Annotated in this window: 25 protein-coding genes; 15 read left to right on the top strand and 10 right to left on the bottom strand. The window is 67.6% G+C overall.

Annotated elements, in window-relative coordinates; genetic code table 11:
• Window positions 1-23: 23 nt before the first annotated feature.
• The 11 genes from ACTNAU_RS04165 to ACTNAU_RS04115 all read left to right on the top strand — a co-directional run bounded on the left by ACTNAU_RS04165 (window position 24) and on the right by ACTNAU_RS04115 (window position 11,550).
• A complete protein-coding gene (locus ACTNAU_RS04165) occupies window positions 24-1,928 on the top strand; it encodes a hypothetical protein (protein WP_441097659.1) in 1,905 nt (634 codons plus the stop codon).
• A 22-nt stretch (window positions 1,929-1,950) separates the two neighbouring features.
• Window positions 1,951-2,319 (top strand): type II secretion system protein, encoded by a 369-nt coding sequence (locus ACTNAU_RS04160; RefSeq protein WP_185915896.1) that lies wholly within the window; start codon window positions 1,951-1,953, stop codon window positions 2,317-2,319.
• On the top strand, window positions 2,303-2,875 hold the full coding sequence (locus ACTNAU_RS04155; RefSeq protein ID WP_185915895.1) for a hypothetical protein: 573 nt from the start codon (window positions 2,303-2,305) through the stop codon (window positions 2,873-2,875). The genes ACTNAU_RS04160 and ACTNAU_RS04155 overlap by 17 nt, the downstream gene beginning before the upstream one ends.
• Window positions 2,876-2,914: 39 nt before the next feature.
• Window positions 2,915-4,585, top strand: a complete 1,671-nt coding sequence (locus ACTNAU_RS04150; RefSeq protein ID WP_441097658.1) for a GspE/PulE family protein — start codon at window positions 2,915-2,917, stop codon at window positions 4,583-4,585.
• A 36-nt stretch (window positions 4,586-4,621) separates the two neighbouring features.
• Entirely contained in the window at window positions 4,622-5,668 is a 1,047-nt protein-coding gene (locus ACTNAU_RS04145; protein ID WP_441097657.1) for a type IV pilus twitching motility protein PilT, read from the top strand.
• Window positions 5,669-5,682: 14 nt separating this feature from the next.
• Window positions 5,683-6,606 carry a prepilin-type N-terminal cleavage/methylation domain-containing protein gene (locus tag ACTNAU_RS04140; protein WP_441097656.1) on the top strand — a complete coding sequence of 308 codons (924 nt, stop codon included), beginning with the start codon at window positions 5,683-5,685 and terminating at the stop codon, window positions 6,604-6,606.
• A 207-nt stretch (window positions 6,607-6,813) separates the two neighbouring features.
• Entirely contained in the window at window positions 6,814-8,343 is a 1,530-nt protein-coding gene (locus ACTNAU_RS04135; protein WP_441097655.1) for a helix-turn-helix domain-containing protein, read from the top strand.
• Window positions 8,336-9,325, top strand: coding sequence for a helix-turn-helix transcriptional regulator (locus tag ACTNAU_RS04130; RefSeq protein WP_441097654.1), 990 nt, complete (start codon window positions 8,336-8,338; stop codon window positions 9,323-9,325). The genes ACTNAU_RS04135 and ACTNAU_RS04130 overlap by 8 nt, the downstream gene beginning before the upstream one ends.
• Window positions 9,298-9,726: a hypothetical protein gene (locus ACTNAU_RS04125; RefSeq protein ID WP_441097653.1), complete on the top strand. Its 429-nt coding sequence runs from the start codon at window positions 9,298-9,300 to the stop codon at window positions 9,724-9,726. Before ACTNAU_RS04130 ends, ACTNAU_RS04125 begins: the two co-directional genes overlap by 28 nt.
• 220 nt (window positions 9,727-9,946) lie before the next feature.
• Window positions 9,947-11,071, top strand: a complete 1,125-nt coding sequence (locus tag ACTNAU_RS04120) for a lysostaphin resistance A-like protein (RefSeq protein WP_441097652.1) — start codon at window positions 9,947-9,949, stop codon at window positions 11,069-11,071.
• Window positions 11,071-11,550 (top strand): nucleoside deaminase, encoded by a 480-nt coding sequence (locus ACTNAU_RS04115; protein ID WP_441097651.1) that lies wholly within the window; start codon window positions 11,071-11,073, stop codon window positions 11,548-11,550. The genes ACTNAU_RS04120 and ACTNAU_RS04115 overlap by 1 nt, the downstream gene beginning before the upstream one ends.
• Before the next feature lie 124 nt (window positions 11,551-11,674).
• Here ACTNAU_RS04115 and ACTNAU_RS04110 read toward each other — a convergent pair whose 3' ends face one another.
• The 10 genes from ACTNAU_RS04110 to ACTNAU_RS04065 all read right to left on the bottom strand — a co-directional run bounded on the left by ACTNAU_RS04110 (window position 11,675) and on the right by ACTNAU_RS04065 (window position 21,804).
• Complete coding sequence (locus tag ACTNAU_RS04110) at window positions 11,675-11,890, bottom strand: hypothetical protein (RefSeq protein WP_441097650.1); 216 nt, start codon at window positions 11,888-11,890, stop codon at window positions 11,675-11,677.
• Window positions 11,887-12,510, bottom strand: coding sequence for a glycerol-3-phosphate acyltransferase (locus ACTNAU_RS04105; protein WP_441097649.1), 624 nt, complete (start codon window positions 12,508-12,510; stop codon window positions 11,887-11,889). Before ACTNAU_RS04105 ends, ACTNAU_RS04110 begins: the two co-directional genes overlap by 4 nt.
• Window positions 12,511-12,541: 31 nt before the next feature.
• Window positions 12,542-13,654 carry an MGDG synthase family glycosyltransferase gene (locus tag ACTNAU_RS04100; RefSeq protein ID WP_441097648.1) on the bottom strand — a complete coding sequence of 371 codons (1,113 nt, stop codon included), beginning with the start codon at window positions 13,652-13,654 and terminating at the stop codon, window positions 12,542-12,544.
• Between the two features lie 134 nt (window positions 13,655-13,788).
• A complete protein-coding gene (ppk1, locus tag ACTNAU_RS04095) occupies window positions 13,789-15,936 on the bottom strand; it encodes a polyphosphate kinase 1 (protein WP_441097647.1) in 2,148 nt (715 codons plus the stop codon).
• Complete coding sequence (locus tag ACTNAU_RS04090; RefSeq protein WP_185915884.1) at window positions 15,933-16,853, bottom strand: Ppx/GppA phosphatase family protein; 921 nt, start codon at window positions 16,851-16,853, stop codon at window positions 15,933-15,935. The genes ppk1 and ACTNAU_RS04090 overlap by 4 nt, the downstream gene beginning before the upstream one ends.
• An 86-nt stretch (window positions 16,854-16,939) precedes the next feature.
• Window positions 16,940-17,890: a carbohydrate kinase family protein gene (locus ACTNAU_RS04085; RefSeq protein ID WP_441097646.1), complete on the bottom strand. Its 951-nt coding sequence runs from the start codon at window positions 17,888-17,890 to the stop codon at window positions 16,940-16,942.
• Between the two features lie 78 nt (window positions 17,891-17,968).
• Window positions 17,969-18,991, bottom strand: a complete 1,023-nt coding sequence (locus tag ACTNAU_RS04080; RefSeq protein ID WP_441097645.1) for an ADP-ribosylglycohydrolase family protein — start codon at window positions 18,989-18,991, stop codon at window positions 17,969-17,971.
• A 53-nt stretch (window positions 18,992-19,044) separates the two neighbouring features.
• Window positions 19,045-19,809, bottom strand: coding sequence for a hypothetical protein (locus ACTNAU_RS04075; protein WP_441097644.1), 765 nt, complete (start codon window positions 19,807-19,809; stop codon window positions 19,045-19,047).
• A complete protein-coding gene (locus ACTNAU_RS04070) occupies window positions 19,775-20,725 on the bottom strand; it encodes a carbohydrate kinase family protein (protein WP_216401008.1) in 951 nt (316 codons plus the stop codon). Before ACTNAU_RS04070 ends, ACTNAU_RS04075 begins: the two co-directional genes overlap by 35 nt.
• 44 nt (window positions 20,726-20,769) lie before the next feature.
• Entirely contained in the window at window positions 20,770-21,804 is a 1,035-nt protein-coding gene (locus ACTNAU_RS04065; protein ID WP_441097643.1) for an ADP-ribosylglycohydrolase family protein, read from the bottom strand.
• Between the two features lie 496 nt (window positions 21,805-22,300).
• Between ACTNAU_RS04065 and ACTNAU_RS04060 the strand changes: the two genes are divergently transcribed.
• The 4 genes from ACTNAU_RS04060 to ACTNAU_RS04045 all read left to right on the top strand — a co-directional run bounded on the left by ACTNAU_RS04060 (window position 22,301) and on the right by ACTNAU_RS04045 (window position 26,651).
• Complete coding sequence (locus tag ACTNAU_RS04060) at window positions 22,301-23,608, top strand: SPFH domain-containing protein (protein WP_441097642.1); 1,308 nt, start codon at window positions 22,301-22,303, stop codon at window positions 23,606-23,608.
• Window positions 23,609-23,742: 134 nt separating this feature from the next.
• Complete coding sequence (locus ACTNAU_RS04055; protein WP_441097641.1) at window positions 23,743-24,822, top strand: hypothetical protein; 1,080 nt, start codon at window positions 23,743-23,745, stop codon at window positions 24,820-24,822.
• A complete protein-coding gene (locus ACTNAU_RS04050) occupies window positions 24,819-25,646 on the top strand; it encodes a TPM domain-containing protein (protein WP_441097640.1) in 828 nt (275 codons plus the stop codon). Before ACTNAU_RS04055 ends, ACTNAU_RS04050 begins: the two co-directional genes overlap by 4 nt.
• Window positions 25,647-25,664: 18 nt before the next feature.
• The gene (locus ACTNAU_RS04045; protein WP_441097639.1) at window positions 25,665-26,651 is read left to right on the top strand and encodes a hypothetical protein; all 987 of its coding nucleotides are present in this window, start codon (window positions 25,665-25,667) and stop codon (window positions 26,649-26,651) included.
• The last annotated feature ends 102 nt before the right edge of the window (window positions 26,652-26,753 follow it).

The following is a 26,753-nucleotide window of genomic DNA, read 5'->3' as shown; positions in this document are numbered from 1 at the left end:
GCCGCAGAAGGGAGGGATTTGCCGTGCGCGCCAAACCAAGAGAGCAGGGCTCCGCCATGCTCTGGTCGGTGCTGGTGCTGGCCATCATCGCCATCTTCGCCACCGGGGTGCTCACCCTGGCCCTCTCCTTCTCCCAGCGCAGCATCCAAAACGACAGCCGGCAACAGGCCTACCTCACCGCCCGCTCGGCGGTGGACGCCCTCTCCTCCCAACTGCACGCGCTGGAGGTGGGGCAGTCCTCGGAACTGGTCCCCACCACCCCTGAGGGCATCCGGGTGGAGATCCCCCAGACCGAGGGGATGGGCAGCTGCACCGCCGTCATCGCCCGGCCGGAGGAGGGGGTCATCACCATCACCGCCACCGCCCGCTACGGCGGCCAGGAGCAGACAGTGGTGGGCCGCCTCACCCGGGAGGGGGGCGGCGACGGCGACCTGCCGGTCACCGACCTCTCCGGCTTTGTGGGCTTTGTGGGCGGCCGGTGGGTCGTCAGCGGCCAGCTGGAACTGGAGGGCGACGTGGGGGACGAGGACGCCTCTACCATGTACGTGCTCGAGAGCATCGTTTCCGGCAGCCAGAAGGGCCACGTCCACGCCGACGTCCCCCCCGTCCTGACCCCCGGGTACAGCTGGCCCAAAGAGGTGGGCTATGACGGCCAGAACCGGGAGCCGGTCAACCAGGAGATCACCGCCACCCTCCCCCCAATCACCTTCCCTGACGAGGGGGTGCAGACCCTCCCCGCCGGGGCCTGGAGCGCCACCCTCGGGGGCGGCCAGCAGTGGTACCAGTTCGAGGGGAGCACCTCCCCCTCGGCGCTGACGATCACCGGGGACCGGGACATCTACATCCGGGTCCGCCAGGGGCAGAAGCTCTATCTGAGCAAGATCGCCCGGGACGAGGACGCCGCCGACGTGCAGATCTTCGTCCTGCTGGAGGAGGGGGAGTCCGGGCCGGGCGGCGTCTTTCAGACCGAATACGGCTTTGAAAACCCCGACAACGCCCCCCTCTACATCTGCGGCGGGGCGGACACCAAGGTCAGTCTGGGCGGGGCGACCGAGTTGACCGGCAGTATCTACTGTGCGGGCGAGGTGGCGACCGGCTCCAAGACCGAGCTGGAATACCGCCCGCCGGTCGCCGGCAGCGGGGGGGAGAGTTCCGGCGGCGGGACAGGGGAGAGCAGCATCTTCACCGGGATGGTGGCCAACCACTGGTGGCTGGGCAGCTACACCTACACCTTCGGCACCCCGGAGACCCCCTGCGACATGGTGGTGCTGCAGGACTTTCGGGAGGTCGGCTCCCAAAACCGGGTGGTGACCTACCGCGCCCCCATCGTCAAAGCGGGGGCCACCGGTGCGGGGGGCAACGCCGTCCGCTGGAGCGTGGAGCCCCAGTGGAGCGAGAGCCCCGCCGTCCCCCGCCCCCGCCTGCCCAGCGGCCCCGCCAACGGGGAGACGGCCCCCCTACGGCTGGAAACCGGCGGCACAGTGGAGATCGGCGGCGAGGGGGAGCACTGGTACCGCTGTGAGGGCGGCTGGCAACAAAATGCCACCGTCCGGGTGGTGGGGAGCGGCGACTGCTACCTCGTCGTCCCCACTGGGCAGAAGCTGCAGTGCAACTTTGTCCGCCCGGCCACCGAGGGGGACGCCCGGGTCTTCATCGTCCTTGAGGACGGCGCCTCCCCCTGGAACCAGACCACCTTTGAGACCGCCTACGGCACCGAGTGGAGCCAGCCGGACAACCTCAACCTCTACGTGTTGGGCGGGGCGGAGACCAACTTCACCCTCTGGGGGGAGTTTGCCGGCGCGGCCTATGTGGACCATCTGCAGTGCAACCGGGCCGACGTCCAATTCCACTCCCGCCCCACCGAGGTGGGAAAACCCGTCGCCCCGAGCAATGGCCGCTGGAAGCTGGTCCGCTACGAGGCGGCCTAGCGAAGAGAGAGGAGGGCGCGCAGTGGAGCGAAAAGAGCGAGCAAAAACCGCCGCCACCGGGGGGATGACCCTGGTGGAGGTGGTGGTTTCCCTGGCGCTGCTGGCCGTTGTCGCCCTCATCTTGGTGACCGGCTTCTCGGCGGCGGGCAAGCTGATCCGCCGGGGGACCGACACCAAAAACAGCACCGACAAGACCATCTCCGCCCTGGAGATGCTCGCCGGCGGCCTCTCCCCCGCCGACGAGGTGGACAGCACCGAGGAGGAGAGCACCCTCACCTACACCCTAAACGGCGCGACCCGCAGCGTGAAGGGCCGCACCATCACCGTCACCGACCCGGAGGACCCGGCCATCAGCCACCGGGTCTTTGTCCCCGATGCGCCGGCGCAGTAGGGGCCCGGCCGCCCGCCGCGGCTGGACCCTGGTGGAGGTGTCGGTGGTGCTCCTGCTGCTGGTGCTGGTGGTGGCCCTGGCGGGGGGGATGATCCTCTCCGGGGGCAACCTGCTGGGCCGCAGCGCCCAACTGGGGGAGGAAAAGCTCATCGGCGACACCGCTTGCCAGTGGCTCTCGGGCAAGCTGCGCTACGCCACCGAGCTGCGCCTCGCCGGGGGGGACGACCTCTCCGCCCCCGAGGCCGTCTGGCTGGAAGAGGGCCGCCTCTGGTACCGAAACAGCGGGGAGGGGGCCCCCCAGCCCGGCCAGGGGATCGACTACTACGGCGACGCCTTCTACCAGGGGCGCACCCTGTCCGTCACCGCCGCCCTGCACGACCAGTACTACCTGGATCTGACGGTGCGGGTCCACCGCGCCGACGGGGCGCTCTGCTACACCACCCGCACCACCGTCAAACTGCTCAATCTGCAAATCAGCGGCGCCCCGGCGGAGGGGCCGACTGGCGAGGTCGAGGACCCGGCCCTCCTCTTTGCCAGCGGGCAGGGGGCGGGCTGACCGGCCGCGACCGCAACACAGAGGAAAAGGGGAGTATCCATGAAAAACATACCCATCGGCGAGGTGCTCAAGGAGTACGGCTACATCACCGAGGAGCAGCTGCAGCAGGCCCTGGCGGCCCAGAAGCAAAACCGCAGCCGCCGCCTGGGCGAGATCCTCGAGGACATGGGCTTTGTCACCGAGCGCCAGAAGCTGGAGGCCCTGGGCCAGAGGATGGGGCTGCCGGTGGTGGACCTGGCCACCTACGAGGTGGACACCGACGCGGTGGCCAAGATCCCCAAGCAGTTGGCCCTGCGCCACGGGGTCATCGCCGTGGCCCAGCAGGGCGGGCACCTGGTGGTGGCCACCAGCGACCCCCTCAACTTCTACGGCACCGAGGAGGTGCGCCAGATCACCGGCATGCCGGTGGACTCCCTGCTGGCCGAAAAGGCCCCCATCGACGCGGCCATCGCCCACTACTACGCCGAAATCGGGGCCAAGCTGGCCGCCGAGCAGGCCAACAAGGACGTGGAGCCCCTGCCCATCTCCCCCATCGAGGTGGAGGAGGGGGAGGGCGACGCGCCGGTGGTCAAACTGCTGGCGAGCCTTCTGGATCGGGGCTATAACTCGGGGGCCAGCGACATCCACGTCGAGCCCTTTGAGCAGCAGACCTCGGTGCGGATGCGGCTGGACGGGGTGATCGTCGACTTCGTCACCCTCTCCCCGGCCATCCACCCCTCCCTCATCACCCGCATCAAGATCCTCGCCGGGCTGGACATCGCCGAGCGCCGCCAGCCCCAGGACGGCCACTTTCGCCAGAAGGTGGACGGCCAGGACGTCAACATCCGCGTCTCCATCATCCCCACCATCTACGGGGAGAAGGCGGTGCTCCGCTTCCTCAACCAGAACACCCCCATCGACCGGGCGGGCCAGTTCGGGATGGACGACGACAACTATCAAAAGTTTTCACAGATGCTCCGCTCCCCCCACGGCATCATCTACATGACCGGGCCCACCGGTTCGGGCAAGACCACCACCCTCTACATGATTTTGGAGCAGATGGCCCAGCGCACCCTCAACATCTCCACCATCGAGGACCCGGTGGAGAGGGACATCTTCCGCATCAACCAGATGCAGGTCAACACCGCCGCCGGCCTCACCTTCGACGCGGGGCTGCGGGCCCTCCTGCGGCAGGACCCCGACGTGATCATGGTGGGGGAGACCCGCGACAGCGAGACCGCCTCCATCTCGGTGCGGGCGGCCATCACCGGCCACCTGGTCTTCTCCACCCTCCACACCAACGACGCCCTCTCGGCCATCGTCCGCCTGCAGGACATGGGATTGCCGGCCTATATGGTGGCAAACTCCCTGGTGGGGATCGTGGCCCAGCGGCTGGTGCGCAAGGTCTGTCCCCACTGCGCCGAGGAGTACGCCCCCGACGAGACCGAGCGGGCCGCCCTGGGGGTCGATCTGCCCCTGCTGCGGCGGGGGAAGGGCTGCCACATCTGCGGCCACACCGGCTACAAGGGGCGCATCGCCATCCACGAGGTGGCGGTGGTGGACCGGCAGATCCGGCGGATGATCTCCGCCGGGGCCGCCATGGACGACATCACCCAGTACGCCCGCGAGAGCCAGGGGATGCGCACCCTGCGCGACAGCGCCCTGCAGCTGGTGAAAAACGGGGTCACCACGGTGGATGAATTCCTCAAGGTGACCTACTACGCCGACTGACACCGGCGCGAGACGAGAGAAACGAGGTTTTGCAAGATGACCATTCAGGAGCTGGTCGCCGCCGGGCGGCAAAACGGGTGTTCCGACATCCACCTCACCGTGGGGGCCCCGGTCCCCTGCGCCCTGCGCCGGGACGGCGCCCTCTTCCCCGCCCCCTTTTCCCTGGACAGCGGCGAGGCGGAGGCGCTCATCCGCGCCCTGGCCGAGGGCGAGCGGCCCGAGGGCCTCTGCCGGGGGGAGGACATGGACTTTGCCTTCGCATTGCCGCAGGGGCGGCAGCGGGTCAACATCTTCTGGCAGCAGGGCCATCCGGCGGCGGCCATCCGCCTGCTGTCCGACCACATCCCCACCCTGGAAGAGCTCTCGCTGCCCCCGGTGTTGGGGCAGCTGGCCGACAGCCCTCGGGGGCTGATTTTGGTCACCGGCCCCACCGGCAGCGGCAAGTCCACCACCCTGGCGGCCATGATCCAGCGCATCAACCGCAGCCGCCCCGCCCACATCCTCACGGTGGAGGACCCGGTGGAGTACCTCTACACCCCCGAGCTGGCCACCGTCCACCAGCGCGAAGTGGGGCGGGATGTGCCCTCCTTCGCCGCGGCCCTGCGCTCGGCCCTGCGGGAGGACCCGGACGTGATCCTGGTGGGGGAGATGCGCGACTACGAGACCATCTCCGCCGCTGTCACCGCCGCCGAGACGGGGCACCTGGTCCTCTCCACCCTCCACACCACCGGCGCGGCCCAGACCATCGACCGCATTGTCGACGTCTGCCCGCCCCAGGCCCAGTCCCAGATGCGCTCCCAGCTCTCGGCCATCCTGCGGGGGGTCGTCACCCAGCAGCTGCTCCCCCGGGTGGGGGGCGGGCGGATCGCCGCCACCGAGGTGCTGGTGGGCACCGACGCGGTGCTCAACCTGATCCGCGAGAACAAGTGCCATCAGCTGGACACCCCCATGCAGGCGGGGGCCGCCCAGGGGATGCACACCCTGAACGCCGACCTGGCCAACCTGGCCCGCCGGGGCGTCATCGACCGGCAGACGGCGCTGCAGGCCTCCACCTCTCCCGCCAATCTGCGGGAATACCTGTGAGAGGGGGGCGCGCGGTGAAGGCGAAAAAACAGGCCGCCCGCAGGGGGCGGCAGGGCTTCACCCTGGTGGAGGTCATTGTGGTGCTGGTGATCTTGGCGGTGCTGGCCGCCCTCCTCATCCCCTCCATGGTGAAGTGGATCGACAAGTCCCACGAGAAGATCTGCCAGGTCAACCGCAGCGACATCGCCCGCTTCTACCAGGCGGCCCTCCCCCTGGAGCCGGAACTGCAGCGGGACAGCCAGAACGGCCAGGCGGACAAGGTGCTGCCCTTCCTGCGGGAGACGGGCTACGTGGAGGAGGGGATGAAGTGCCCCGACGGCGGGACCTACCTCTCCCTCTACGACAATGTGAACGGCGGGGTCATCTTCGTCTGCTCCAAACACCTGGGGGATGTGAGCGAGGCGGTGAAAAACCAGGTCAACACCGGCACCGTCTACGAATACGGCTCCAGCGCCCTGAAAAACTACATCGACATCATGGGGGACGACACCCTCAGCAAGGACGAAAAGCAGAAGCGGCTCAAGGAGCTGGGGATCGAGAGCGTCTTTACCAACAAAGACCCCTCCCTCATCAACAACGAGAGCTTTCGCAACGCCGTCTACAAGAAAAACGGCGGCTGGGGCGAGTTGAAGGTGGACGGCCAGACCTTTTACGTCCAGCCCTACTACAACACGGTCAAGCAGGACAAGACGGAAAACTCCCTGGTGATTTTCGCCAACACCAACCCAAACAACAGCGGCAACTGGACGGCCAACTACATCTACAACCGCGACGACGGCAGCTGGTACCAGTGCGCCACCGGCTCCAAATCCATCAACGGCAAGAGCTGGAGCGACATCAAATATGACCTGGAGAATGAAAAGACCTATAGCGGCTCTCCCCAGTGGGTCAAAGTAGACAAGATCTTTGGCCTCCCCGACGGGGCGGAGGGGGCCTGAAGGGCGGCCGAGAGGCAGCGCCGCAGAGGAGAGGGGGGAGCGTCCCCTCTCTTTTTGTTTTCCTGCAAAAAAGGGCATCACCGCGCGGCCGCAACCGCGGTTGCGCCATTTGGATCGCCGATGCGGTTGCGCGGTTTCCCCGCTCTCCCGCATACTGAGAGACAGACAGTGCCCTGTCATTGCAAAAGCGGGAAAGGATGAGTGACAATGAAAAATCGGCAATTGGCAGACCAGTTGACCGCCCTCCGCCGGGACGCCGGCCTCTCGCAGGAGGAGCTGGCCGCCCGCCTGGGGGTCAGCCGCCCCGCCGTCAGCCGGTGGGAGCGGGGGGCGGCCCTGCCGGGGGTGGAGAATTTGACCGCCCTGGCGGCCCTCTACGGCGTGGGGGCGGAGGAGCTGCTGGCAGCCCCCGGCCCTGCCGCCCCGGCGCAGCCCTCGCCCCGCCGGCGGCAGAGTGCAAAGGGGCCGGTGTACGGGCTGCTCGGCCTCTCGCTGGCCCTCTTGACAGCATACCTGATTTGGGCAGCCGTTTACCTGATCTTTCAGATGCCCCTGAGCGATGCGGCCAACCACTGGTCAAACTTGGGACCCTATTACGCCTGGACCTTCGCCATTCCGCCCCACCTTGTCGCTGTTTTCGGCGGGGCCTGGGCCCTCTGTGCGGGTCTCTGGTTCGCCGTTTGGAGGCGGGTGCGCCGGAATCTCCCTGTCGGCCGCCCCCTTGTCGGGGCAATTGCCGCCTCTCTCTCCCTGGTGGGGGCGGGGAGTGTGGCCTATCTCCTCTATCAGATCTACGCCGGGGCGGCCAAGGAGGACAGCGGCATGCTCATCTACCTCTACGGCCGCTTCCGCGCCTTCCTGCCGGTCTGGGTGCTGGGGCTCTCCCTGCTGCTGGCCGCCGCCCTGTCCTGGCAGGCCGAACAGACGGCCGCCGCCCCTCCTGCGCCCCCGGCTGGAAAGGGAGCGCAACTGCCCCAGCGGCTGCTGGCGCTGCGCAGAGAGACCGCCCTCTCTCAAGAGGAGGTGGCCCGGGCCCTGGGGGTCAGCCGCCAGGCAGTCAGCAAGTGGGAGCGGGGGAGCGCCCTCCCCGAGCCGGAGAAACGGGCCCCCCTGGCCGCCCTCTACGGCCTGCGGTCCGGCGATCTCTTCCCCGACAGCGGGCGTCGCGCCCCCCTGATGGGCAATCGGGCCCGGCCGCCGCTGCTGCCAGTCTCCTTGGCCTTTTCGGGCAGCGCCCTCCTGCTGTTGGCGCTGGTGCTCCTCTTTCAGCGGCCGCTGCTCGTCGCCCTGCACGGCGGGGCTGAGTACTGGAATAGCTTTCAGTACAGCGGCTGCCTGGTACCGCCCTTCACCCTCCCCTACCTGCTGTCGACAGCGGCAATACAGGTCTGCCTCTGCTGGCTGGCGGGTCGCCGGCAGGGCGGCCTTGGGCAGCGCAGCGGCACAGCGGTGTTGAGCGTGGCCCTCTTTGCCGCGGTGGGGTGGCTAAACAACACCCTTCCCCCCTGGGAGAACCGCTTTCTCACCCGCCAGATCAGCGGAAACCCGGCGGTCAACGACGATCCCCAGCTCTACCGCGCCATTGCCAACATCGCCTTGGGCAGGTACTACTCGCTGGCAGAGGCCCTGGCGCTGGTGGGGATCGGCTTTCTGGTGGCGGCCGCCCTGGTGGGCTGGTGCCGCAGCGCACGGCCCCTGCCGCACGCCGAAAGAGAGGGGGGCGGCGCCCGTGATTGAACCGCTGGCGAGCCGCCTTCGCACCGCCCGCACCGAGCGGGGCCTCTCCCAGGAGGAAGTGGCCCGGGCCCTGGGGGTCAGCCGGCAGTCGGTGAGCAAGTGGGAGCGGGGCGAGGCCCTGCCCAGCCGGGCAAACCGCCAGGCCCTGGCCGCCCTTTACGGGCTTCCCCCGCCCCGGCGAAAAGGGGGCGGGGAGGGAGGAGGCCCGACTGGGGACAGCGGGGCGGTGTGCAGTCGCTTCCTCCGGCTGTCCACCGCCCTCTGGCTGGCCTACTTCCTGCTGCTCGGGCTCTTTTTCCTCCTCTCCCCCCAGATGCAGAGCCCCTTTGGCGGTCGCATTTTGCCCTGGAAAACCGCCCTTTTGAGCGCCGCCCTCTTTGCGCTTCACCTGGTGCTGGCCCGGCAGATCAGGCGGGAAGCGCGGGGGAAAGCCGGCGGCAGGGGGTGGTCCCCCTGGGTCTGCTGCACCCTGGCGGCGGGGGCCCTGTTGGCGGGGCAGGGGATGTTGGGGGAACAGGTGCGCCAGCTCGACGACAGCGGGCTGGCCTCGGCCCTCAACTACGCCCAGTTGGGGCAGGAGCAGTTCCCCTTTTTGCTGCTCCGCCTTCTTCTCTGCCTGTTGCAGTCGGCGCTCTTTTTGCTGGCCGCCGCCGCTGTCTCCGGTGCTCCTGCCCGCCCGCCGGCCGCCAAGGGGATGGCCAGTGATTTCCCGGTCCGCCTGGCGGCGCTGCGGCGGGCGCGCCGCCTCTCGCAGGAAGGGCTGGCCGAGGGGGTGGGGGTCACCCGCCAGGCGGTCTCCCGCTGGGAGCGGGGGACTGCCCGCCCCGACACCGCCAACCTGGCCCGGCTGGCCAGGTGCTGGGGGTCGCGCTGGGGGATTTTCTCAGCAGCGCGGGGCATCCCTCGCCACCCTGTCCGGGGTCGCGCCTGTTTTCCGTCGGCCTTTGCGCGCAGGTGCTCCACCTGTTGGCGAGCGCGCTGACGACGGCCCTCCAGCGGCCGCTGGCCGGTTGGCTCGGCCTGCAGGCCGAGCCGTCCCCCTTTTGCATCCCCTGGATTTGGCTGGGGTACTTGGCCGCCGCTCTGGCCCTCTCCTATCTCCTCCGCCGGGCCGTTTGGGCAGGCCGCCGCCCCTTCTGGCTCGCCGCGGGGCTGATTGGCTGCACTGCCGCGCCGCTGCTGGGCACGCTGGCGCTCCTTGTCCAGGCCAGCGCCCTCAGCCCCTTTTCCGCCAGCCTCTGGCAAAATCCCCCTCTTTACCGCAGCTACCTGGTCCAGCAGCCGGTCCACTGGTGGCTGCTCTCCCTCTTTGGCCTGGCCATGCTCGCCCAGCTTCTGGGGCTGGCCCTCGCCGCCGCGCGCTGTCGCTGGCCCTCCGCCTAGCCGCTGTCGTCTGGAAGAGCCTGGAAAACCGCGAGGTGTCTTTCTGGAAATGCCCCCAAATCTGCCACTTTTCACGGTTTGTTCAAACAATCGGTTTGATTTCACCTGCGCGGATTGGTATAATGATGACGATCATATTGGGTTGACTTTTGGGTGCAAAGTGCAAAGGCTGCCCTTGCGCGGACCGGCCAAACAGGGCCGGCCGTTTTCCGCACGGGCGGTGAAAGGGGGGGACAAGCAGGTGTACAGCGACGGCAGCGAGCGAGACTGCGCGCAGCAGACCTTTGAGGGCTTTCCCCCGCCGGAAGAGGGGGAGGGCTATTCCTATTCCGCCGGCTTTGGCTACCTGGGCGGCCCCCAGGAGGGAAAAGGCAGGGGAAAGAGCGAACTGCAGATCCAGGAGATCCACCGCCAGGCCAACATCCTGGGGTTCGCCATCCTCCTCTCCATCTTCCTCTCCAACGCCTCCTTCTTCCTGCTGACCCGGCTCTTCGCCCTCCTCTCCTCCGGGGTGGTCATCATGAAAAACGGCCAGGTGCTGACCAACCAATTCCTCCACTACTTCATCCGCCTGCTGGTCTACCTGGCGCAGATCGTCATCCCCTACTGGGTGGTCTCCTGTCTCAACGGCTTCCGCCTCAAAAAAGACCTTCCCCGCGGCCCGGTCAAAGGGCGCACCCTGGTGCCCTGCACCTTCATCCTGCTGGCCATCGGCATTGTCGGCATCGCCTCGGCCAACGTCCTCGGCGGCCTGGCCTCCCAGCTGAACATCCGCTTTGTCAGCAGCGCCGAACCGGCCATCACCTCGGCGCCCGCCTACCTGCTCTACTTCCTCTCCCTCTCGGCGGTCCCCGCCGTGGTGGAGGAGGTGGTCTTTCGCGGGGTGGTGCTGCAGCCCCTGCGCCGCTTTGGCGATCGCTTTGCGGTGGTGGTCAGCGCCATCGTCTTTGCCATGGCCCACCAGAGCTTTGTCAAGGCCCCCAACATGTTCTTCGTGGGCCTCTTTTTGGGGTATGTGGCCATCAAGAGCGGCTCCATTCTCACCACGGTCGTCCTCCACTTTGTCAACAACGCCCTCAGCCTGGTGCTCGCCACCCTGCAGACGGCGGTGAGCGCCTCCACCTACGCGCTGGTGCAAAACAGTCTCTTTGCCCTGCTGCTCCTGCTGGGGGTCTTCTCCGTCGCCTATCTCTCGCGGCAGGACAGCGCCATCTTCGCCATTGAGGACTACGAGGACACCAACACCCTCACCACCAAGATGGTGGCCTTCATCGGCTCGGGCGGCTTTGTCATCAGTCTCTGCATGGTGGCTTTCCTCATGGCCTCCCAGGCCCGCATCCTCTGATGGACAGGCAGTACATGCGCCTCGCCCTCGATCTGGCCCGCTGTGCGGCGGCCCAGGGCGAGGTGCCGGTGGGGGCGGTGGTGGTGCACCGCGGCCAGGTGGTGGGCTGGGGCTACAACACCAGGGAGCAGAGCAAAAACGCCCTGGACCACGCCGAGATCAAGGCCATCGACATGGCCTGCCGCAACCTGGGCGGCTGGCGGCTGCCCGACTGCGCCCTCTACGTCACCCTGGAGCCCTGCGCCATGTGCGCCGGGGCCATCATCAACGCCCGCATCGACCGGGTCTGCTTTGGCGCGAGGGACGAGAAGTTCGGCGCCTGTGGCAGCGTGGTCGACCTCTTTTCCCAGCCCTTCACCTACTGCCCCAAAGAGGTGATCCAGCTGATGGAGGAGGAATCCCGCCAGCTCCTGCGGGAATTCTTTGCCGATTTGCGGGCCTGCAAGCGGGCCGAAAGGGAGAAGGGGCGGGAGGGGTAGCCCCCTCTGCTCTGCACAAAAAAAGACCGCCGGTCGGCCCTGTTCGGGTCGGCCGGCGGTCTCTCTCTGCCGCGAAAGTTGTCCCCCCTTGACCGCCAGGCGGCAGAGAGGGGGAGCGGGACAGCTACAGCCCGCCAAAATTGTGGGGAAAAAGCCGCACTTCCACCCCGGTCCTGTAGGGCATATCCACCCCCTGCAGCTGGTGCCAGACGATGACCTGGTAGAGCAGGGCGGTGTAGGTCGCGGTCCCCCCGTCCTTGTAGAGGGTGCGCTTGGGGAAGAGAAGGAGGAGCGCTGCCAGCACAATGATTACAGTTCGTATAATTCGCTTTCTTTTCAACTAAATATCCCCCGCACAAAGGCCTTTTTCAGGAGTTCCTGGTGGAGGTGGGGCGCCCCGCTGAGATGGCGAAAGATCACCGCGGCCGAGATGAGGGTGCAGCCCGCGGCGATGCACTTGTTGGGGCAGAGGAGGAAGCTCCCCCCGGCGAAGAGGGAGAAGGTGGCCAGGGTGCGCAGCCGGTGGTCGGGGATCACCGCGATCAGGGAGAAAAAGAGGTAGAGGGCCGCCAGCCAAAAGACCACCAGACTGCCCGGCAGCAGCCCCAGCAGGGCCCCAAAGCTGGCGGTGATGGCCTTGCCGCCCCGCCCCTGCCGCCAGGGGGAGAAGGCGTGCCCCAGCACCGGCGCCGCCAGCACCAGGGAGAAGAGGAGCCGCTCCTGGGTGGGCAGCCGCGAGGCCGCCCAAAAGACGGGGAGAAACCCCTTGGCCAGGTCGCAGAGGACGCAGAGCACCCCCACCCGCGGCCCGGCCAGCAAAAAGGCGTTGGCCGCGCCGGGGTTGTGGTCGTCGCTGTCGGCGACGATGTCGATCCCCCGCAGCCAGCGGGGCAGCAGGGCGCTGTAGAGGATGCTGCCGGACAGAAAGCCCAGCAGGGCGTAAAAGAGATAGGGCAGCACAGCCGGTTTCCTCCTCTCTAAAAAGGGTCGTCTAAAGGTCGTCTTCCGCCATCCGGCGGACGATCTCCTCCGCCGCCCGCGGGTTGCAGTTGGCCGCCTGGGCCGCGGCCATCGCCTCCCGGCGGATGGGGTCGCCCAGCAGCAGCTCCGCGGCCTCGGCGGTCTCTTCCGGGCCGTCGGGGCAGAGGGACATCCCCCGGCCGCGGAAAAAGGCGGCGTTCTGGGTCTCGCACCCGGGGATGGGGGCGGTGTGGATGAGGGGGATGCGGTGCACCGCCGCCTCGGTGCTGGTCAGGCCGCCGGGCTTGGTGAGGAGCAGGTCGCAGCCGTCCATGTAGAGGGGGACCTGGTCGGTGTAGTCGAGGACCACGGCCCGCGGCTCCCCGGCAAAGCGCTCCCTCAACTCGGCCTTCAGCCGCTCGTTCCGGCCGCCGAAGAGGTAGACGCGGCGGCGGTCGCCGCCCCGCTCCAGCAGGGCCTGGGCGTACTCGCCCGCCCGGCCAAAGCCCATGCTGCCGGTCATCACCAGGCAGACCTGGCTGTCGGGGCCGATGCCCAGGGCGGCGCGGGCGGCCCCCCGGTCGCCCGGGTGGGAAAACCGCCGGCTCACCGGGATGCCGGTGGCCGCCAGTTTTTCCCGGGGAAGCCCCTTCTGGGCAAACTCCTCCGCCAGGTCCCGGTGGGGGATGAAGTAGGCGTCCAGCTCGGTCTCCTCCCAAAAGGGGATGCAGGTGTAGTCGGTGGCGATCCCGTAGCAGCGCGCCGCCAGCTTCCCCCGCCGCCGCAGGCTGGTGAGGGCCTCGGCCGCGAAGAGGTGGGGGGTCAGCACCCGGTCAAACCCCTGCTCCTCGATGTAGCGTAGCAGGTTGTCGGCGTAGAGGGTGTTGGCGAAATAGACCGGCGAGCGCAGCCGGTCTGAGCGAATGGCCTCGCCCGCCCGGTAGAGCCACTGAAACACCAGGGGGGAGCGGGTGGTGATCTTGACGTAGGCGTTCGACACCACCCGCGAGGTGCGCCGCCCGGCAAAGAGGAGCACATCCTTCATCTCGCAGGGGACCCCCTGCCGCCGCAGCTCCTCGAGCACCGCCCGCCCGGCGGTGTTGTGCCCCTGCCCGGTGTTGCAGGACAAAATCAGTACCTTCACCCAATCCCTCCTCATCTGGTGGCCTTTTCTGTGCCTTTAGTATAGAAGCTGTGCCCCCGCTTGTCAATCGGTGGCGAAAAAAGGGGAGGGCCCGCCGGTTTTCCGTCCGGCGGGCCCTCCCGCAATCGACTTGTCTATTTTCCGAACCAGGAGAAGGGGGCGCGCCCCTTCCAGCGGCCCCAGGCCGTCTTCTTCACCGGCGGCGCCGGCTTGGCGGCCGCGGCCACCGCCTCCTCCATGAACAGCTCCTGCGAGCCCACCGGCCAGTCGGCGGGCGGGGTGCGCTGTAAATAGGTGCCGTCGGCCTGCTGCTCCCTGCCCTTGACGTTGTCGCCCAGCATCACGTGCACCATCTGCAGGATGCGGGCCTTGAGCTCCTTGTCCTGAATGGGGCAGGCGATCTCCACCCGGTGCTCGGTATTGCGGGTCATCATGTCCCCCGAGCCGATGTAGACCCGGGTGAACTCCCCTGTGCCAAAACAGTAGATGCGCGAGTGTTCCAAAAACCGGCCCACAATGCTCACCACGCTCACGTTGTCGGTGAGGCCGGGCACCTTGGGGGTCAGGCAGCAGATGCCCCGCACAATCAGCTGCACCTTCACCCCCGCCTGGGAGGCCTCCACCAGTTTGGCCATGATCTCGGTGTCGGTGAGGGAGTTGCACTTGATGGTGATGCCGCAGGGCTCCCCGGCGCGGCAGTTGGCGATCTCCTCGTCCATCCGCGCGAGGATGCTCTGCTTAAAGCTCACCGGCGCCACCCAGAGCCGGTTGTAGTGGCCGAAGAGGTTGCCCATGGCCATGTTCTTGAAAAACTCCACCGCGTCCTCGCCGATGGAGAGGTCGGGGGTGATGATGGACAGGTCGGTGTAGAGCCGGGCGGTCTTCTCGTTGTAGTTTCCGGTGCCGATTTGGGTGATGGTGCGGATGCGCCCCCGGTCCCGCAGGGTGATGAGGCAGATCTTCGAGTGCACCTTGTAGCCGTCGGTGCCGTAGATGACGTGGCAGCCCGCCTCCTCCAGCCGCTGGGCCCACTCGATGTTGTTCTGCTCGTCAAAGCGGGCGCGCAGCTCCATCAGCACCGTCACGTCCTTGCCGTTCTCCGCCGCGGCGATCAGGTATTCTGCCAGCTTGGACTGGCGGGCGATCCGGTAGAGGGTGATCTTGATGGAGAGGACCGAGGGGTGATAGCTGGCCTCTTTGATGAGGTTGAGAAAGGGGTTCATGCTCTCAAACGGGTAGGAGAGGAGGATGTCCCGCGCCAGGGCCTGGCGCAGCATGCTCTCGCCGGGGTCCACCAGGGCCGAGCGCTGGGGGGTGAAGGGCGTGTCCAAGAGTTCCAGCTTCTGGGCCGGGCTCAGCTTCCCCTCCAGCGCAAAGCAGTAGGAGAGGTCCAGCGGCGCCCGGGAGAGAAAGACCTGGTCGCGGCCGATGTGCAGCTTGCCGCAGAGGTACTTGACGAACTGGTCCCCCACCTGGCTCTGCAGTTCCAGCCGCACCGGGGCCAGCCGCAGCCGCTTGCGGATCACCCGCTTCATGTGCTGGCGGTAGTCGATGTCCTCGTCCAAAAGGCCGGCCTCGGTGTCGATGTCGGCGTTGCGGGTGACGCAGAGCACCGTTCGCTCCACCACCTCGTACATGTCAAAGACCAGGTGGGCAAAGTGGCAGAGCAGGTCCTCGGTGAGGACAAAGCGCAGGGCCTTGCCCTCCGCCGGCTCCAAAAAGGTGATGCGCTCCACCATGGGCGGCAGGGGGATGATGCCAAAACAGATTTTTTCCTTGTGGCGCAGGGTCACCGCCACATTTAGCTGCTTGTTGCCGATGTGGGGAAAGGGGTGCCGGTTGTCGATGATCTGGGGGGAGAGCAGGGGAAGGGTGTTCTTGAGAAACTGCTTCTCCAGGTGCCGCTGCTCCTTCTCGGGCAGGTCCGCCACCCGGCAGCGGGCGATCCCCTTTTTGGACAGGGCCTTGGCCACTGCCTCAAAGGACTGGTCGCGCAGCTGGTAGAGGGGCCCCACCGCCGCAAAGATGGCGGCCAGCTGCTGGGCTGGGGTCATCCCGGTCTTGGTGTCCCTGCTGTCCGGCGCGGCCAGCAGGTAGTCGGTGATGCTGCCCACCCGCACCATGAAAAACTCGTCCAAGTTGCTGGTGAAGATGGAGAGGAACTTGAACCGCTCCAGCAGGGGGGTGGCCTCGCAGTTGGCCTCCTCCAGCACCCGCTCGTTGAACTTTAGCCAGGACAGCTCCCGGTTTTGCATACAGGGGGCCAGCTCGCTTCCCTTCATCCCTCTTCACACCCTTTTTTGGTCTGCAGCATCCGGTCGATGAGGTAGCCCTCCCGCACGCCGCTCTGGCTGATGGCGATCTGCTGGCAGCCGAAGGCGTCCACCACCTCCCGCAAGATCATCAGCCCCGGCTGGATGCTGAAGATCCGCTCGGGGACGATGCGGTAGACGGTCTGGTAGAAAAACTCCTTGTCCCGGATCATCTTGCACAGCTTCTTCACGTTTTTGGCGGGCACCTCCCGGGCGTCGGCGGGCAGGCCCAACAGCTCACAGCTGAGCTTGTGCAGCGCCCGCAGGGTGCCGCCCACCCCGCACATCTGGGGCAGGGTGTCCCTCCCGACCCAGTCCACCTTGCCCATGGCCTTGCGGATGACGCCGCGCACCTGGTGGCGCTCCTTGTCGCTCATCAAGAGGCCGTCCACGTACTTGGCGTGCAGTCCCAGCGACCCCACCGGCAGGGAGCAGAGGTGCTCGATGGCCCCCTCCTTGCTCACCACCAGCTCGGTGGAGCCGCCGCCGATGTCGCAGAGCAGGCCGGTCCCCATGGGCATGGCGTGGTTGACCCCGATGTAGTCCAGCCGGGCCTCCTCCTCGCCGGTGAGCACCTCGGGCGAAAGGCCGGTCTCCCGCCGAATGGCCTCCAGGGCCTTGTCCCGGTTGCCCGCCCCCCGCAGGGAGGCGGTAGCAAAGACCCCGTACTCCTCGATGCCGAAGCCGGCGAACACCTCTTTGTACCCGGCGAGGATGGCGCAGGCCTTGCGGATGCCCGCCTCGGCCAGCATCCCGTCTTTTTTCACGTATCCCGCCAGGCCGGCCATCTCCCGCTTGTTGATGAGCTGGGTGATCTCGCTGCCCTCGCACTCGTAGATGGAGAGGCGGATGGAGTTGGAACCGATGTCGATGACGCCGTACTGCAAAGTGGTATCCCCCTTTAAATGACAAACCCTGTTTGCCCCATTTTATCATATTATGGGCTGGTTTAGGTAAACTTCTTGTAATATTTTCAGGGGGCTGCCCGGGTCTCCACCGCCTGGGGGGCCCTGTCCATCCAGCGCCGCGCCTCCTCCAGAGTGCAGATGCCGCCCCGGGCCCCCAGCACGGTGCAGGCGCGGGCGGCCATCCCGTTTGCAAAGCGGGCGCAGTCGCCCAGCGCCCAGCCGTTGACCCGCGCCCATAGGAAGGCGGCGCCCCAGGTGTCCCCGGCGCCGGTGGTGTCCACCGGCGCCACCGGCAGCCCGGGGCAGGCGATGGTCCGCCCCGGGGTGTGCACCCGGCAGCCGCCGGGCCCCAGGGTGACGGCCACGAACTCCACCCCGCCGGCAAAGAGGTCTTTCAGGCAGGCCCCCTCGCTGCGGTCCCCCCGAAAGGCGGCAAACCCCTGCTCGTTGAAGGTGAGCCCGTCGGCCCGGCGGAGGAAGCGGGGGTCGTTGTCCTCGGCCACCACCCCCTCCACGTCCAGGTAGAGCTTGGCCCCGGCGGCCCGGGCCCGGTCCAGCACCGCCTCGGCGTCCTCCACCTGCTGCAGGGTGCGCACAATGGTGTAGATCCAGGCCGCCCCGTCCAGCAGTCGCTGGTGGCGGGGGGTGATGCGGCGGGGGGCGCGGGCGGTGTCCACCACGCAGACCACCCGCTCGCCCCCCTGGGTGACGATGATGCACTTGGGGTCGGCCATGCCCGGGTCGTGCAGGGTGTAGGAGGTGTCGATGCCCTCGGCCTCCATCGCCGCGCGCAGCTGGCGGCAGACCGGGCTGTCGCTGAGGGAGTCCACCAGGTAGCACTTCTGTCCCAGCCCGGCGGCCACCCCGGCGGCGTTGGCCACCATCCCCCCAACCAGGTTTTCCACCGGGCGCAGCATCATCTTGTCCCCCATCTCCCCCCAGCGGTCAGTCTCGTAGTACTCGTCGATGCAGGCCTCCCCCAAAAAGACCAGGTAGGGCGCGTCTTGGCGCTCCATGGCGATCCCCCTTTTCTCGCTGTGCGACAGGGGGCGCCGGCCCTCCAGACAGCCGGCGCTCCCTCTCTTGTTTCCGTCTTACCGCTCGGCGGCGACCTCCGCCAGCCGGTCGGCCAGCCCGCGCAGGTCGTAGCCGTTGACCCGGTCGATGACCTCCAGGTAGTGCCCCGGCAGGGCCCCGATGCCGCTGTGGGCCCCGGCGATGCTGCCCACAATGGTGGCCACCGTGTCGGTGTCGCTGCCGATGTTGACCCCGGCCAGGGTCGCCTCCACCGGGTCGCCCCGGCCCGCCACCAGCAGGCCGAAGGCGGCGGGCACCGCCTCGGCCGCCGCCAGCCCGGTGCCGATGATGTCGGAGATGTCCCGCATGGCGGTCTCGATGTCCGGCGCGCGCATCCCCAGCTCGGCGGCGATCCAGATACGCCGCTCCACCGAGGGCCCAGCCAGCCGGGCGCCCACCCGGCCGCCCTTCTCATACCCCTTTTGGGCCCCGTAGGCCCCCGCCTTGACGATGGAGAAGAGGTCGGCCCCCTCCCGCACCGCCTCGGCGCAGGCCGCCGCCACCGCGCAGGCCCCCGAGAGGGCGATGTCGTAGGGGTGGGTCGGCAGGCAGATGGTGATGGCGTCCTCCACCGCCCGGTCCCAGTCGCCGGGGTTGACATAGCCCACCGCCTCGATCTTCATGGCCCCGCCGTTGGAGGCCTTGGAGTTGTCGCAGGCCAGAAAGGAGAGGGGGGCCTCCATGGGGGTGCCCAGCATGGCCATCACCGCGGCGCGGGTGGTGGGGCCGGCGTACCGCTCGAAGTAGTCCCCCAGGCCGTGCCAGCGCACCAGGGCGTCCTTGGCGCAGGCCTCGTCGATGACCCCTCCGCGCTCGGCAATGGCCATGGCGGTGCACCAGGCCAGGGAGAAGTCGTCGGTGACAGTGCCGGCCTTGGCCCCGCGGGCAAAGGTGTCCTCGGGCGCGTCGATAAAGTCCCGCACCGGGCCGCCAAAGCGCTCCTCGATCAGGGCTGTGGAGCGGGTCTCGGTGGCGGCGCCGATGGCGTCTCCGGCGGCGGCCAATACCAGGCCGCCCAAAATGCGTTCGTTCAGGGTCATCTGCAATGTCCTCCTCGCTTTTGGTTCCCCTCCCCGCTCGGTGGGGCAGGGGGTCAATATCCGATGTAGAGCCGGTACCGCCCGCCCGTCAGCTTCTGGGCGTAGACCCAGTAGGAGGTGTTTCCCTCCCGCTTGATGTGCTGGCAGTACCCCTCGATGTCCTGCTTCTTGTAGTCCACCTTCCACTGCTCGGTGATGGGGAAGGTGGCGGTGATGGGGGTGTCCCAGGAGCGGTTGTCCGGATTCCCGTCCGGGTCCAGCTCCAGCCCGATGCGCTGGCCGTACTCCTTGGCGTAGGCCACAAAGTAGTCGATGTCGTAGGACTTGACCGGCTCGGGTGCGGGTTCGGGCTCGGGCGCAGGCTCCGGGACGGGCGCGGGCTCCGGGGCGGGGGTGGGTCCCGGCCCCGGCTGGGGCGCGGGCGTCGGCTGGCCGGCGGAACTCCCCCCCTGGGAGGGGGCCTTTTGCGCCTGGGAGGGGGCGTCGGTCCCCTGCGGGGCCTTCTCCCAAGCGCCGCCGGTCTGCGCTGGGGCGCTCGGGCCCGCAGCGGCGCTCTCCCCCTCCGGGGCAGGGGGTTCCTCCGGGGCGGTCCCCCCTCCGTCGGGGGGCCTCTCCCTCTCGATTCCCGCCACCGCCGCGGGGGCGGTCGGGCAGGCGGCCGTCTCCGCCTCCCTTTCGGCGGAGCAGCCGCCCAGGAGAAGGGCCGCCGCCAGGAGGAGGGGGAGGGCGGCCCCCCGCCTCGCCCGGTTTGTCGCCGCTATCCCCCTTGCCGCGGCGCGGCCGTCACCGCTGGGGCGGCAGCGGGTGCTCCTTGACAAAGGCCTCCACCTCCTCCAGGGTGGCGATGCCGCTGCGGCTGCCCACCATGGTGACGCAGCGGGCGGCGGCCGCGGTGGCGAAGGCGGTCACCTTGGGCAGGCACCAGCCCTGGGTCAGCCCGTAGACAAAGGAGGAGTTGAAGGTGTCCCCGGCGCCGGTGGTGTCCACCGGCTTGACCGGGCAGGCGGGCTGGTTGACGATCATCTCCTTGGAGTAGACCGAGCAGCCCTCGCCCCCCTTGGTGATGACCACCATCTTGGCCCCATTTTCCAGCAGGGTCTTGCAGTAGACCGCCTCCTCCTTGCCGTGGGCCATATGGGCAAAGTCGTGGTCGTTGACGAAGATGATGTCGCAGAGCCCCAGGTATTTCTGGTGGCGCTCGTCGTCCTCATAGCTCTCCAGGTCATAGGTCACCAGGGCCCCGTGTTCGCGGGCCTCGGCAATGGCCTCGTAGCCGTTTTCGTAGAGCTCGATCTTGTTCATGGTGGTGTAGATAAAGGCAGCCCCGTTGAGCAGCTTCTGCTGCTCGGGGGTGAAGCGGAAGGTGCAGCCCTCGTCTAGCCCCACGAAGATGGTCCGCTCCCCGCTGCTAGTCAGGTAGATGTTGCAGACCACGATGGTGTAGTCGTCGTCGTAGTTGTGGTGGCTCAGGTCCACCCCCGCCTCCCCCAGGGTCTTGAGGATGAAATCCCCCTCGGGCGAGTGGGTGGTGGTGCCGATGAGGTAGGTGTGGCGGCCGTATCCGGCCAGGGTGGAGCTGGCGTTGGAGATCATCCCCCCCACATAGTCCCCCATGGGCCGGCAGAGGATCTGCTCCCCCAGGTCGGGCCAGCGGGAGAGGGCATAGTAGTGGTCCACGCCGCCGTCCCCCACGGCGACCACATAGCGCTCGGGATTGGCGATTGCCTCGTTCATGGTTTGGTTCCCCTTTCCGTTATCCGTTGTGATGGGCCGGGCGCTCACCGCTCCCCGGCCAGGCAGCGGGCGACTTTTTGGGCCAGCCCCCGCAGGTCGAATTGGTTTTGCCTCTCGATGAGGTCGATGTGCGCCGGGGGGATCTCCCCGGCCCCGGCAAAGGCGCCCGCCATGGCCCCGGCGATGGTGGCGATGGTGTCGGTGTCCCCGCCGATGTTCACCCCGCCGTAGACCGTCTCCATCACCCGGCCCTGGGCGGCTGCCAGCAGGCCGAAGGCGGCGGGCACCGCCTCCACCGTGGCCAGCCCGTTGCCGATGAGATCGCGGATCTCCGCCATCCCCGCCCGCCAGTCGCCGGCGTGCCGCCGGCCGATCTCCCAGGCCAGGGCGATCCGCCGCTCCACCGAGGGCCCGGCCAGCCGGTGCCCGCGCAGGGCGCCCAGCCGCATCCCCTCCCGGGCGCCGTGGAGGCCGGCGTCCCGCAGGTCGTCCAGGGCCGCGCCCGGCTGCATCGCCCTGGCCACCGCCGCCGCCACCGCGCAGGCCCCCGCCAGGGGGATGTCGTAGGGGTGGGTGGGCAGGCAGGCCTCCACCGCGTCGGCGATGGCCCGGTCCACATCTCCCCCCGAGAGCAGGGCCACCGGCCCGATCTTCATGGCCGCCCCGTTGGAGGCGCGCCCGTTCTCGCAGACCACCTGCACCGGGATGTCCCGCGGGGGGACCGGCTCGCCCCGCAGGGCCCGCACCGCCGCCTTGGTGGTGGGGCCCACGTTGTAGTCGAAGTAGGCCGGGTACTGGGCCCACTTGAGCAGGGCCTGTTCGGCCACCGCCCGGGTGACCTGTCCCCCCGCCTCCACCGCGGCCTCCAGGGTGAAATAGGCCAGGGAGAAGTCGTCGGTCACCATCCCCGCCCTGGCCCCGTAGGCCCAGGTGTCCAGGGGGGCATCACGAAAATCGGTCACGTAGCCGCCGAAGTCCTCCAAAATCATCTCGGTGCTCCGCTCCTCGGTGGGGCCGCCCATGCTGTCGCCGATGGCGGCTCCGGCCAGGCAGCCCAGCAGTTTGTCCTCCCGCTGCATCGCCTGCATCCTCCTCTCCGCCCCGACGCCCTTTCAAAAGGGCTGTCCGGGGGTGGTTGCACATACAATGGTAGTATACCATAGGCCCCCTCCTCCGGCATAGAATCAAAATCGCCACAAATGAACGGCCGTCCGTCGGCGAAATGCCCAAAGGCGGGGCAAAAAAATCAGCCCCTTTGCAGGGGGAAAAGCTGGGTTGGGCGGTGTGCGACTGTCGAAATTTGTGGTATAATAGCCACAAAGTGGCGAGGATACCGGGGATGGCCGGGCAGATGCGCAAACGCCGTTTGCTCCCTGTCCCACGGCCAAATCCCACTGCGCGCTCGGCGCTTGCGGTACAATGGCCGCAAGCGGCGGTCGTGCCGCGGCGACCGGGGCCGTCCGGGTGTTTGGCCCGCGCTCTGCCCGCGCTGCGCAACGGCTCGTAGGTTCACTTGCAGATCAGGCGTCCCGCCGCAGGCGGACCGCCGAAAACAATAAGCGGAGGGATTTGAATATGGGTCTTATCAAAGCGGCAACCGGCGCCATCAGCGGCGCCCTGGCAGACCAGTGGCTGGAGGCGTTTGAGGCCGGCGACATGGGCGACACCACGGTCATGGCCCCCGGCATCAAACTCCGCCGGGGCGACCGGCGGGACAGCAACTACAAGGGCACCGCCCAGGTGGTCTCCAACGGCTCGAAGATCATCGTCAACGAAAACCAGTGCATGCTCCTCGTCGACGGCGGCAAGATCGTCAGCTACACCGCCGAGCCAGGCTATTACACCGTCGACAACTCCACGGCCCCGTCGGTCTTCAACGGCCAGTTGGGCGACTCGGTCAAGGAGACCTGGGAGCGCTTCAAGTTCTCCGGCTCCACCCCCCTGCAGCAGAAGATCTACTTCATCAACATGCAGGAGATCAAGAACATCGCCTTTGGTACCGTCAACCCGGTCAACTACTTTGACGAATTCTACAACGCCGAGCTCTATCTGCGGGCCCACGGCTACTTCTCCATCCGCATCACCGACCCCATCAAGTTCTACCGCGAGGCCATCCCCCGCGACGCCCAGCACGTCAATGTGGAGGACATCCACAAGCTCTACCTGTCCGAGTTCCTCACCGCCTTCCAGGCGGCCATCAACCAGATGTCGGCCGACCACGAGCGCATCTCCTACGTCGCCTCCCAGAGCCAGAAGCTGGCCCAGTACATGTCCACCGTCCTCGACGACGACTGGAACGACCGCCGCGGCATGGTGATCGAGTCGGTGGGGATCAACAGCATCTCTTACGACGAGGACTCCAAGAACCTCATCAACCTGCGCAACAAGGGCGCCATGCTCTCGGACGCCACCGTCCGCGAGGGCTACGTCCAGGGCTCGGTGGCCGAGGGCATCAAGGCCGCCGGCTCCAACTCGGCCGGGGCCGCCCAGGCCTTTATGGGGATGGGCATCGGCATGCAGGCCTCCGGCGGGCCCATGGGCGCCTTTAGCGCCACCAACCAAAACCAGATGCAGCAGCAGGTGGCCGAAAAGCAGGCCGCCAAGGAGGAGGCGGCGGCCCAGGCCGCGGCCGCTGCGGCTGCCGGCGCCTGGACCTGCGAGTGCGGGCAGCAAAACACCGGAAAGTTCTGCCAAAACTGCGGCAAGCCCCAGCCCGCCCCGGCGGAGACCTGGACCTGTGAGTGCGGCCAGGAAAACGGCGGGAACTTCTGCTCAAACTGCGGCAAGCCCCGCCCGGCAGCCCCCTCCGTCTGCCCCAAGTGCGGCAAAGAGGCGGAGCCCGGCGCCAACTTCTGCCCGTCCTGCGGCGAAAAACTCAAGTAATTGCCCCCTGATTTTCCCCCCTGCCGCCCCGGCAGAGGGGGGAGGGGGATATTGGGCCCCTGCGGACGCATCTCGCTCCGCGGGGGCCCGGCCCTGTGGCCACCACTCAAATGGAGAAAGGGATGACATACGCCATGCCAGAGACCCAGACCACCCTCACCTACGACTGCCCCCGCTGCGGCGCCGCCCTCTCGTTTAACAGCGACAGCCAGAAGTGGGACTGCGCCTTCTGTGGCGGCTCCTTCACCGCCGAGGAGATGGAGGAGATCTTGCGGCAGCAGCAGGCCGCCCAGGTCGACGACCCCCTGGAGCAGTGCGAGGGGGCAGGGGAGGACCACGCCCAAGAGGTCACCGTCTACACCTGCCCCAGCTGCGGCGCCCAGATCCTCACCGACCAGAACACCACCGCCACCTTCTGCGTCTTCTGCCACAACCCCGCCGTCATCGCCGGCCGGTTGGAGGGCGCGTTTCGCCCGGCCTACGTGCTCCCCTTTGTGCTCAAAAAGGAGCACGCCCTCCAGGCGCTGGAGAAGCTGTGCAAGAAAAAGCCGCTGCTGCCCCGGGATTTCACCTCCACCCACCACATCGAAAAGCTCAGCGGCCTCTACGCCCCCTTCTGGCTCTTTGACTGCCAGGTGGACGCCTCCCTCTCGGCCCGGGCCGAGAGGATCACCAGCTGGAGCGACTCCAGCTATCGCTACACCAAGACCGATGTCTACCAGATCGAGCGGGCGGGGGAGATCTCCTTTGGCCACCTGCCGGCCGACGGCTCCAAGGGGTTGGACGACAGCATGATGCAGGCGCTGGAACCCTTCAATTTTGGCCAGATCAAGCCCTTCTCCATGGCCTACCTCTCGGGCTATTTGGCCGAGCGCTACGACGAGAGCGCCCGCGACCTGGCCGCCCGGGTCCACCAGCGCATCGAGAGCACCAGCCGGATGTTGCTGCGGGACACGGTGGCCGGCTACACCAACGTCAGCCCGGGCAGCTGCTCGGTGTCGGTGCGCAGCGAGCGGGCCGACTACGCCATGCTGCCGGTCTGGCTCCTCAACACCAAGTACAAGGGGGAGACCTACCACCTGGCCATGAACGGCCAGACCGGCAAGATGGTGGGCCGCCTGCCCATGAGCAAAGGGCGGCTGGCCGCCTGGTTTGGCGGGGTGAGCGGCGTCCTCTTTGCCGTGTCGATGTTGATCGGAGGGCTGATCAAGTGAGCAAAATTGCAAAAAGAAACCGAAAAAAGGGGTGGGCCGCCCTGGTATTGGCCGCCCTTCTGCTGTGCGCCGCCCCCCTCTGCGCCCTGGCGGGCACCGCCACCGGCAGCCTGACCAAGGTGTTTGACCAGGCGGGCCTCTTCACCCAGCAGGAGCGGGACACCCTCACCAAAAAGGCCACCGAGACCGCCACCACCTACCACATGGACATCGCCGTGGTCACCACCGACGACGCCGGGGGCAAGTCGGCCATGTCCTATGCCGACGACTTCTACGACTACAACGGCATCGGCTGCGGGGAGAAAAACGACGGCCTGCTGCTGCTCATCGACATGGACAACCGCAAGGTCTGGATCACCACCACCGGCAGGGCCATCGACCTCTTTACCGACGACCACATCGACACCCTCCTCGACGACGAGGTCATGCCCCACATGAAAAAGGGCGACTACTACGGCGCCGCCCAGGCCTTCCTCGACCGCGCCTCCCGCTACATCAAGTACGACGGGGGAGAGGGGCCCTTCCTCGGCCACCCGGTCCTCTACACCGCCATCGCCCTGGGCGGTTCCCTCCTGGTGGGGGGGATCGTGGCGGGCTGCTTGGCGGGCAGCCACAACAAGCTGCCCAACCCCGCCCAGCTGGCCCGGGCCTACACCGGCACCAACGGGGTGCGCCTCTCCCGCAAGGAGGACAACTTTGTCACCACCCACACCTCCCGCACCGCCATCCCCAAGAGTTCCAGCAGCAGCGGCGGGGGCGGCGGCTCCTCCACCCACTCGGGCTCCAGCGGGGTATCCCACGGGGGCGGCGGCCGCAGCTTCTAAAGGAAGGGGAGTGAGGGGATGACCATCGAGGAGATGAAGTGTCCCAATTGCAGCGCACCCCTCAGCCGCAGGGGGGCGGACTGGTACTGTCCCTTCTGCGGCGGGGCCTACCGCGAAAATGGGGCGGAAAAACCGCCGTCACCGCCCGCTGACCGGCAGGGGGACCCGCCCCCCGACAGCCGGGCCGAGGCGCCCTATCGGGGGGCGGAGATCCTCGCCTGCGCGCAGGGGAAGGATGTCCCTCTGCGAGCGGGCAATACGGCGGTGCGTGCTGTGCCGATGCGCTTTGACCGCTCACAGGCCATCTCCATCCTCCGGCAGGCAGCCCCAAAGGGCGCGATCAAAGCCTGCTTTTCTATCTCTGCCCTCCAGGCGGTGAGAGAGGTGCGCCTGCCCCTGTGGCGAATTGCCTGCCGGGGAATTGCCGCCATGGAGGGGATTTGGGCGGAGAGACCGCATCTTCCCCCCGCCGCTGGGTGCCGGGTGGCCCAGAGCTGTCTCTTCACTGCCGAGGAGCTGCTCTATTCCCCTCTGGCCTCCCCCGTCTTTTTGCGCAGTGACCTGCAACAAGCGGCTGTCTGTGATTTGGAAGAGCAGGGCAGGTGGGAGATTTTGGGGGACACCGCCCTCCCCGGAGATGAGCGCTGGCGGGAACAGGCCAAATGGCAGCTGCAAAAATGCCTTCCCCGCCCGCTCGGTGGGGGGTGTTTTGAAAGTGGCGTTTGGTACAGCATCGCCCTCTCCATCGCCGAAGCGGTGGCCCATCTCTACCTCGCCCCCTATTGGTGCCTGGAAGGGGCGTGGGAGGGGAAATCCTACCGGCTGCTGGTCAATGGCTGTACCGGCTGGGTAGATGGCAATCCTCCCCTTGGGCCGCAGGCAGAGGAGGGGCGGTGGCGGCAAAGCCGTCTCTGTGAGATGACGATGCGGGAAGGACCCCTCTGCACGGCGGCGTTTGAATGGACGTTTCAGCAGAGCGACCGCCAGCCGGCCGAGAAGAGATGAGTCCACTTGACCCGGCAAAGAGGAGAGAGAGATTGTGAGAGAGCTAAAAAAGCGCAATTGCCCCAGCTGCGGGGCACCGCTGACCCCCATGCCGGGCGGCGG

Origin of the sequence: Bittarella sp. HCP28S3_D9 (assembly GCF_052065655.1) — a bacterium.
GTDB lineage: Bacteria > Bacillota > Clostridia > Oscillospirales > Ruminococcaceae > Bittarella > Bittarella massiliensis.
Note: the sequence above shows the minus strand (reverse complement) of the source record. Positions and strands in the feature narration are given on the sequence as shown.

Bases quoted from the DNA above. Each gene is read 5' to 3' on its own strand.
- ACTNAU_RS04080 (WP_441097645.1), bottom strand. From the start codon at position 18,991: ATGACCCTGAACGAACGCATTTTGGGCGGCCTGGTATTGGCCGCCGCC.
- ACTNAU_RS04045 (WP_441097639.1), top strand. From the start codon at position 25,665: ATGACCATCGAGGAGATGAAGTGTCCCAATTGCAGCGCACCCCTCAGC.
- ACTNAU_RS04065 (WP_441097643.1), bottom strand. From the start codon at position 21,804: ATGCAGCGGGAGGACAAACTGCTGGGCTGCCTGGCCGGAGCCGCCATC.
- ACTNAU_RS04155 (WP_185915895.1), top strand. From the start codon at position 2,303: ATGCGCCGGCGCAGTAGGGGCCCGGCCGCCCGCCGCGGCTGGACCCTG.
- ACTNAU_RS04085 (WP_441097646.1), bottom strand. From the start codon at position 17,890: ATGGAGCGCCAAGACGCGCCCTACCTGGTCTTTTTGGGGGAGGCCTGC.
- ACTNAU_RS04070 (WP_216401008.1), bottom strand. From the start codon at position 20,725: ATGAACGAGGCAATCGCCAATCCCGAGCGCTATGTGGTCGCCGTGGGG.
- ACTNAU_RS04145 (WP_441097657.1), top strand. From the start codon at position 4,622: ATGACCATTCAGGAGCTGGTCGCCGCCGGGCGGCAAAACGGGTGTTCC.
- ppk1 (WP_441097647.1), bottom strand. From the start codon at position 15,936: ATGAAGGGAAGCGAGCTGGCCCCCTGTATGCAAAACCGGGAGCTGTCC.
- ACTNAU_RS04150 (WP_441097658.1), top strand. From the start codon at position 2,915: ATGAAAAACATACCCATCGGCGAGGTGCTCAAGGAGTACGGCTACATC.
- ACTNAU_RS04115 (WP_441097651.1), top strand. From the start codon at position 11,071: ATGGACAGGCAGTACATGCGCCTCGCCCTCGATCTGGCCCGCTGTGCG.
- ACTNAU_RS04055 (WP_441097641.1), top strand. From the start codon at position 23,743: ATGCCAGAGACCCAGACCACCCTCACCTACGACTGCCCCCGCTGCGGC.
- ACTNAU_RS04060 (WP_441097642.1), top strand. From the start codon at position 22,301: ATGGGTCTTATCAAAGCGGCAACCGGCGCCATCAGCGGCGCCCTGGCA.
- ACTNAU_RS04135 (WP_441097655.1), top strand. From the start codon at position 6,814: ATGAAAAATCGGCAATTGGCAGACCAGTTGACCGCCCTCCGCCGGGAC.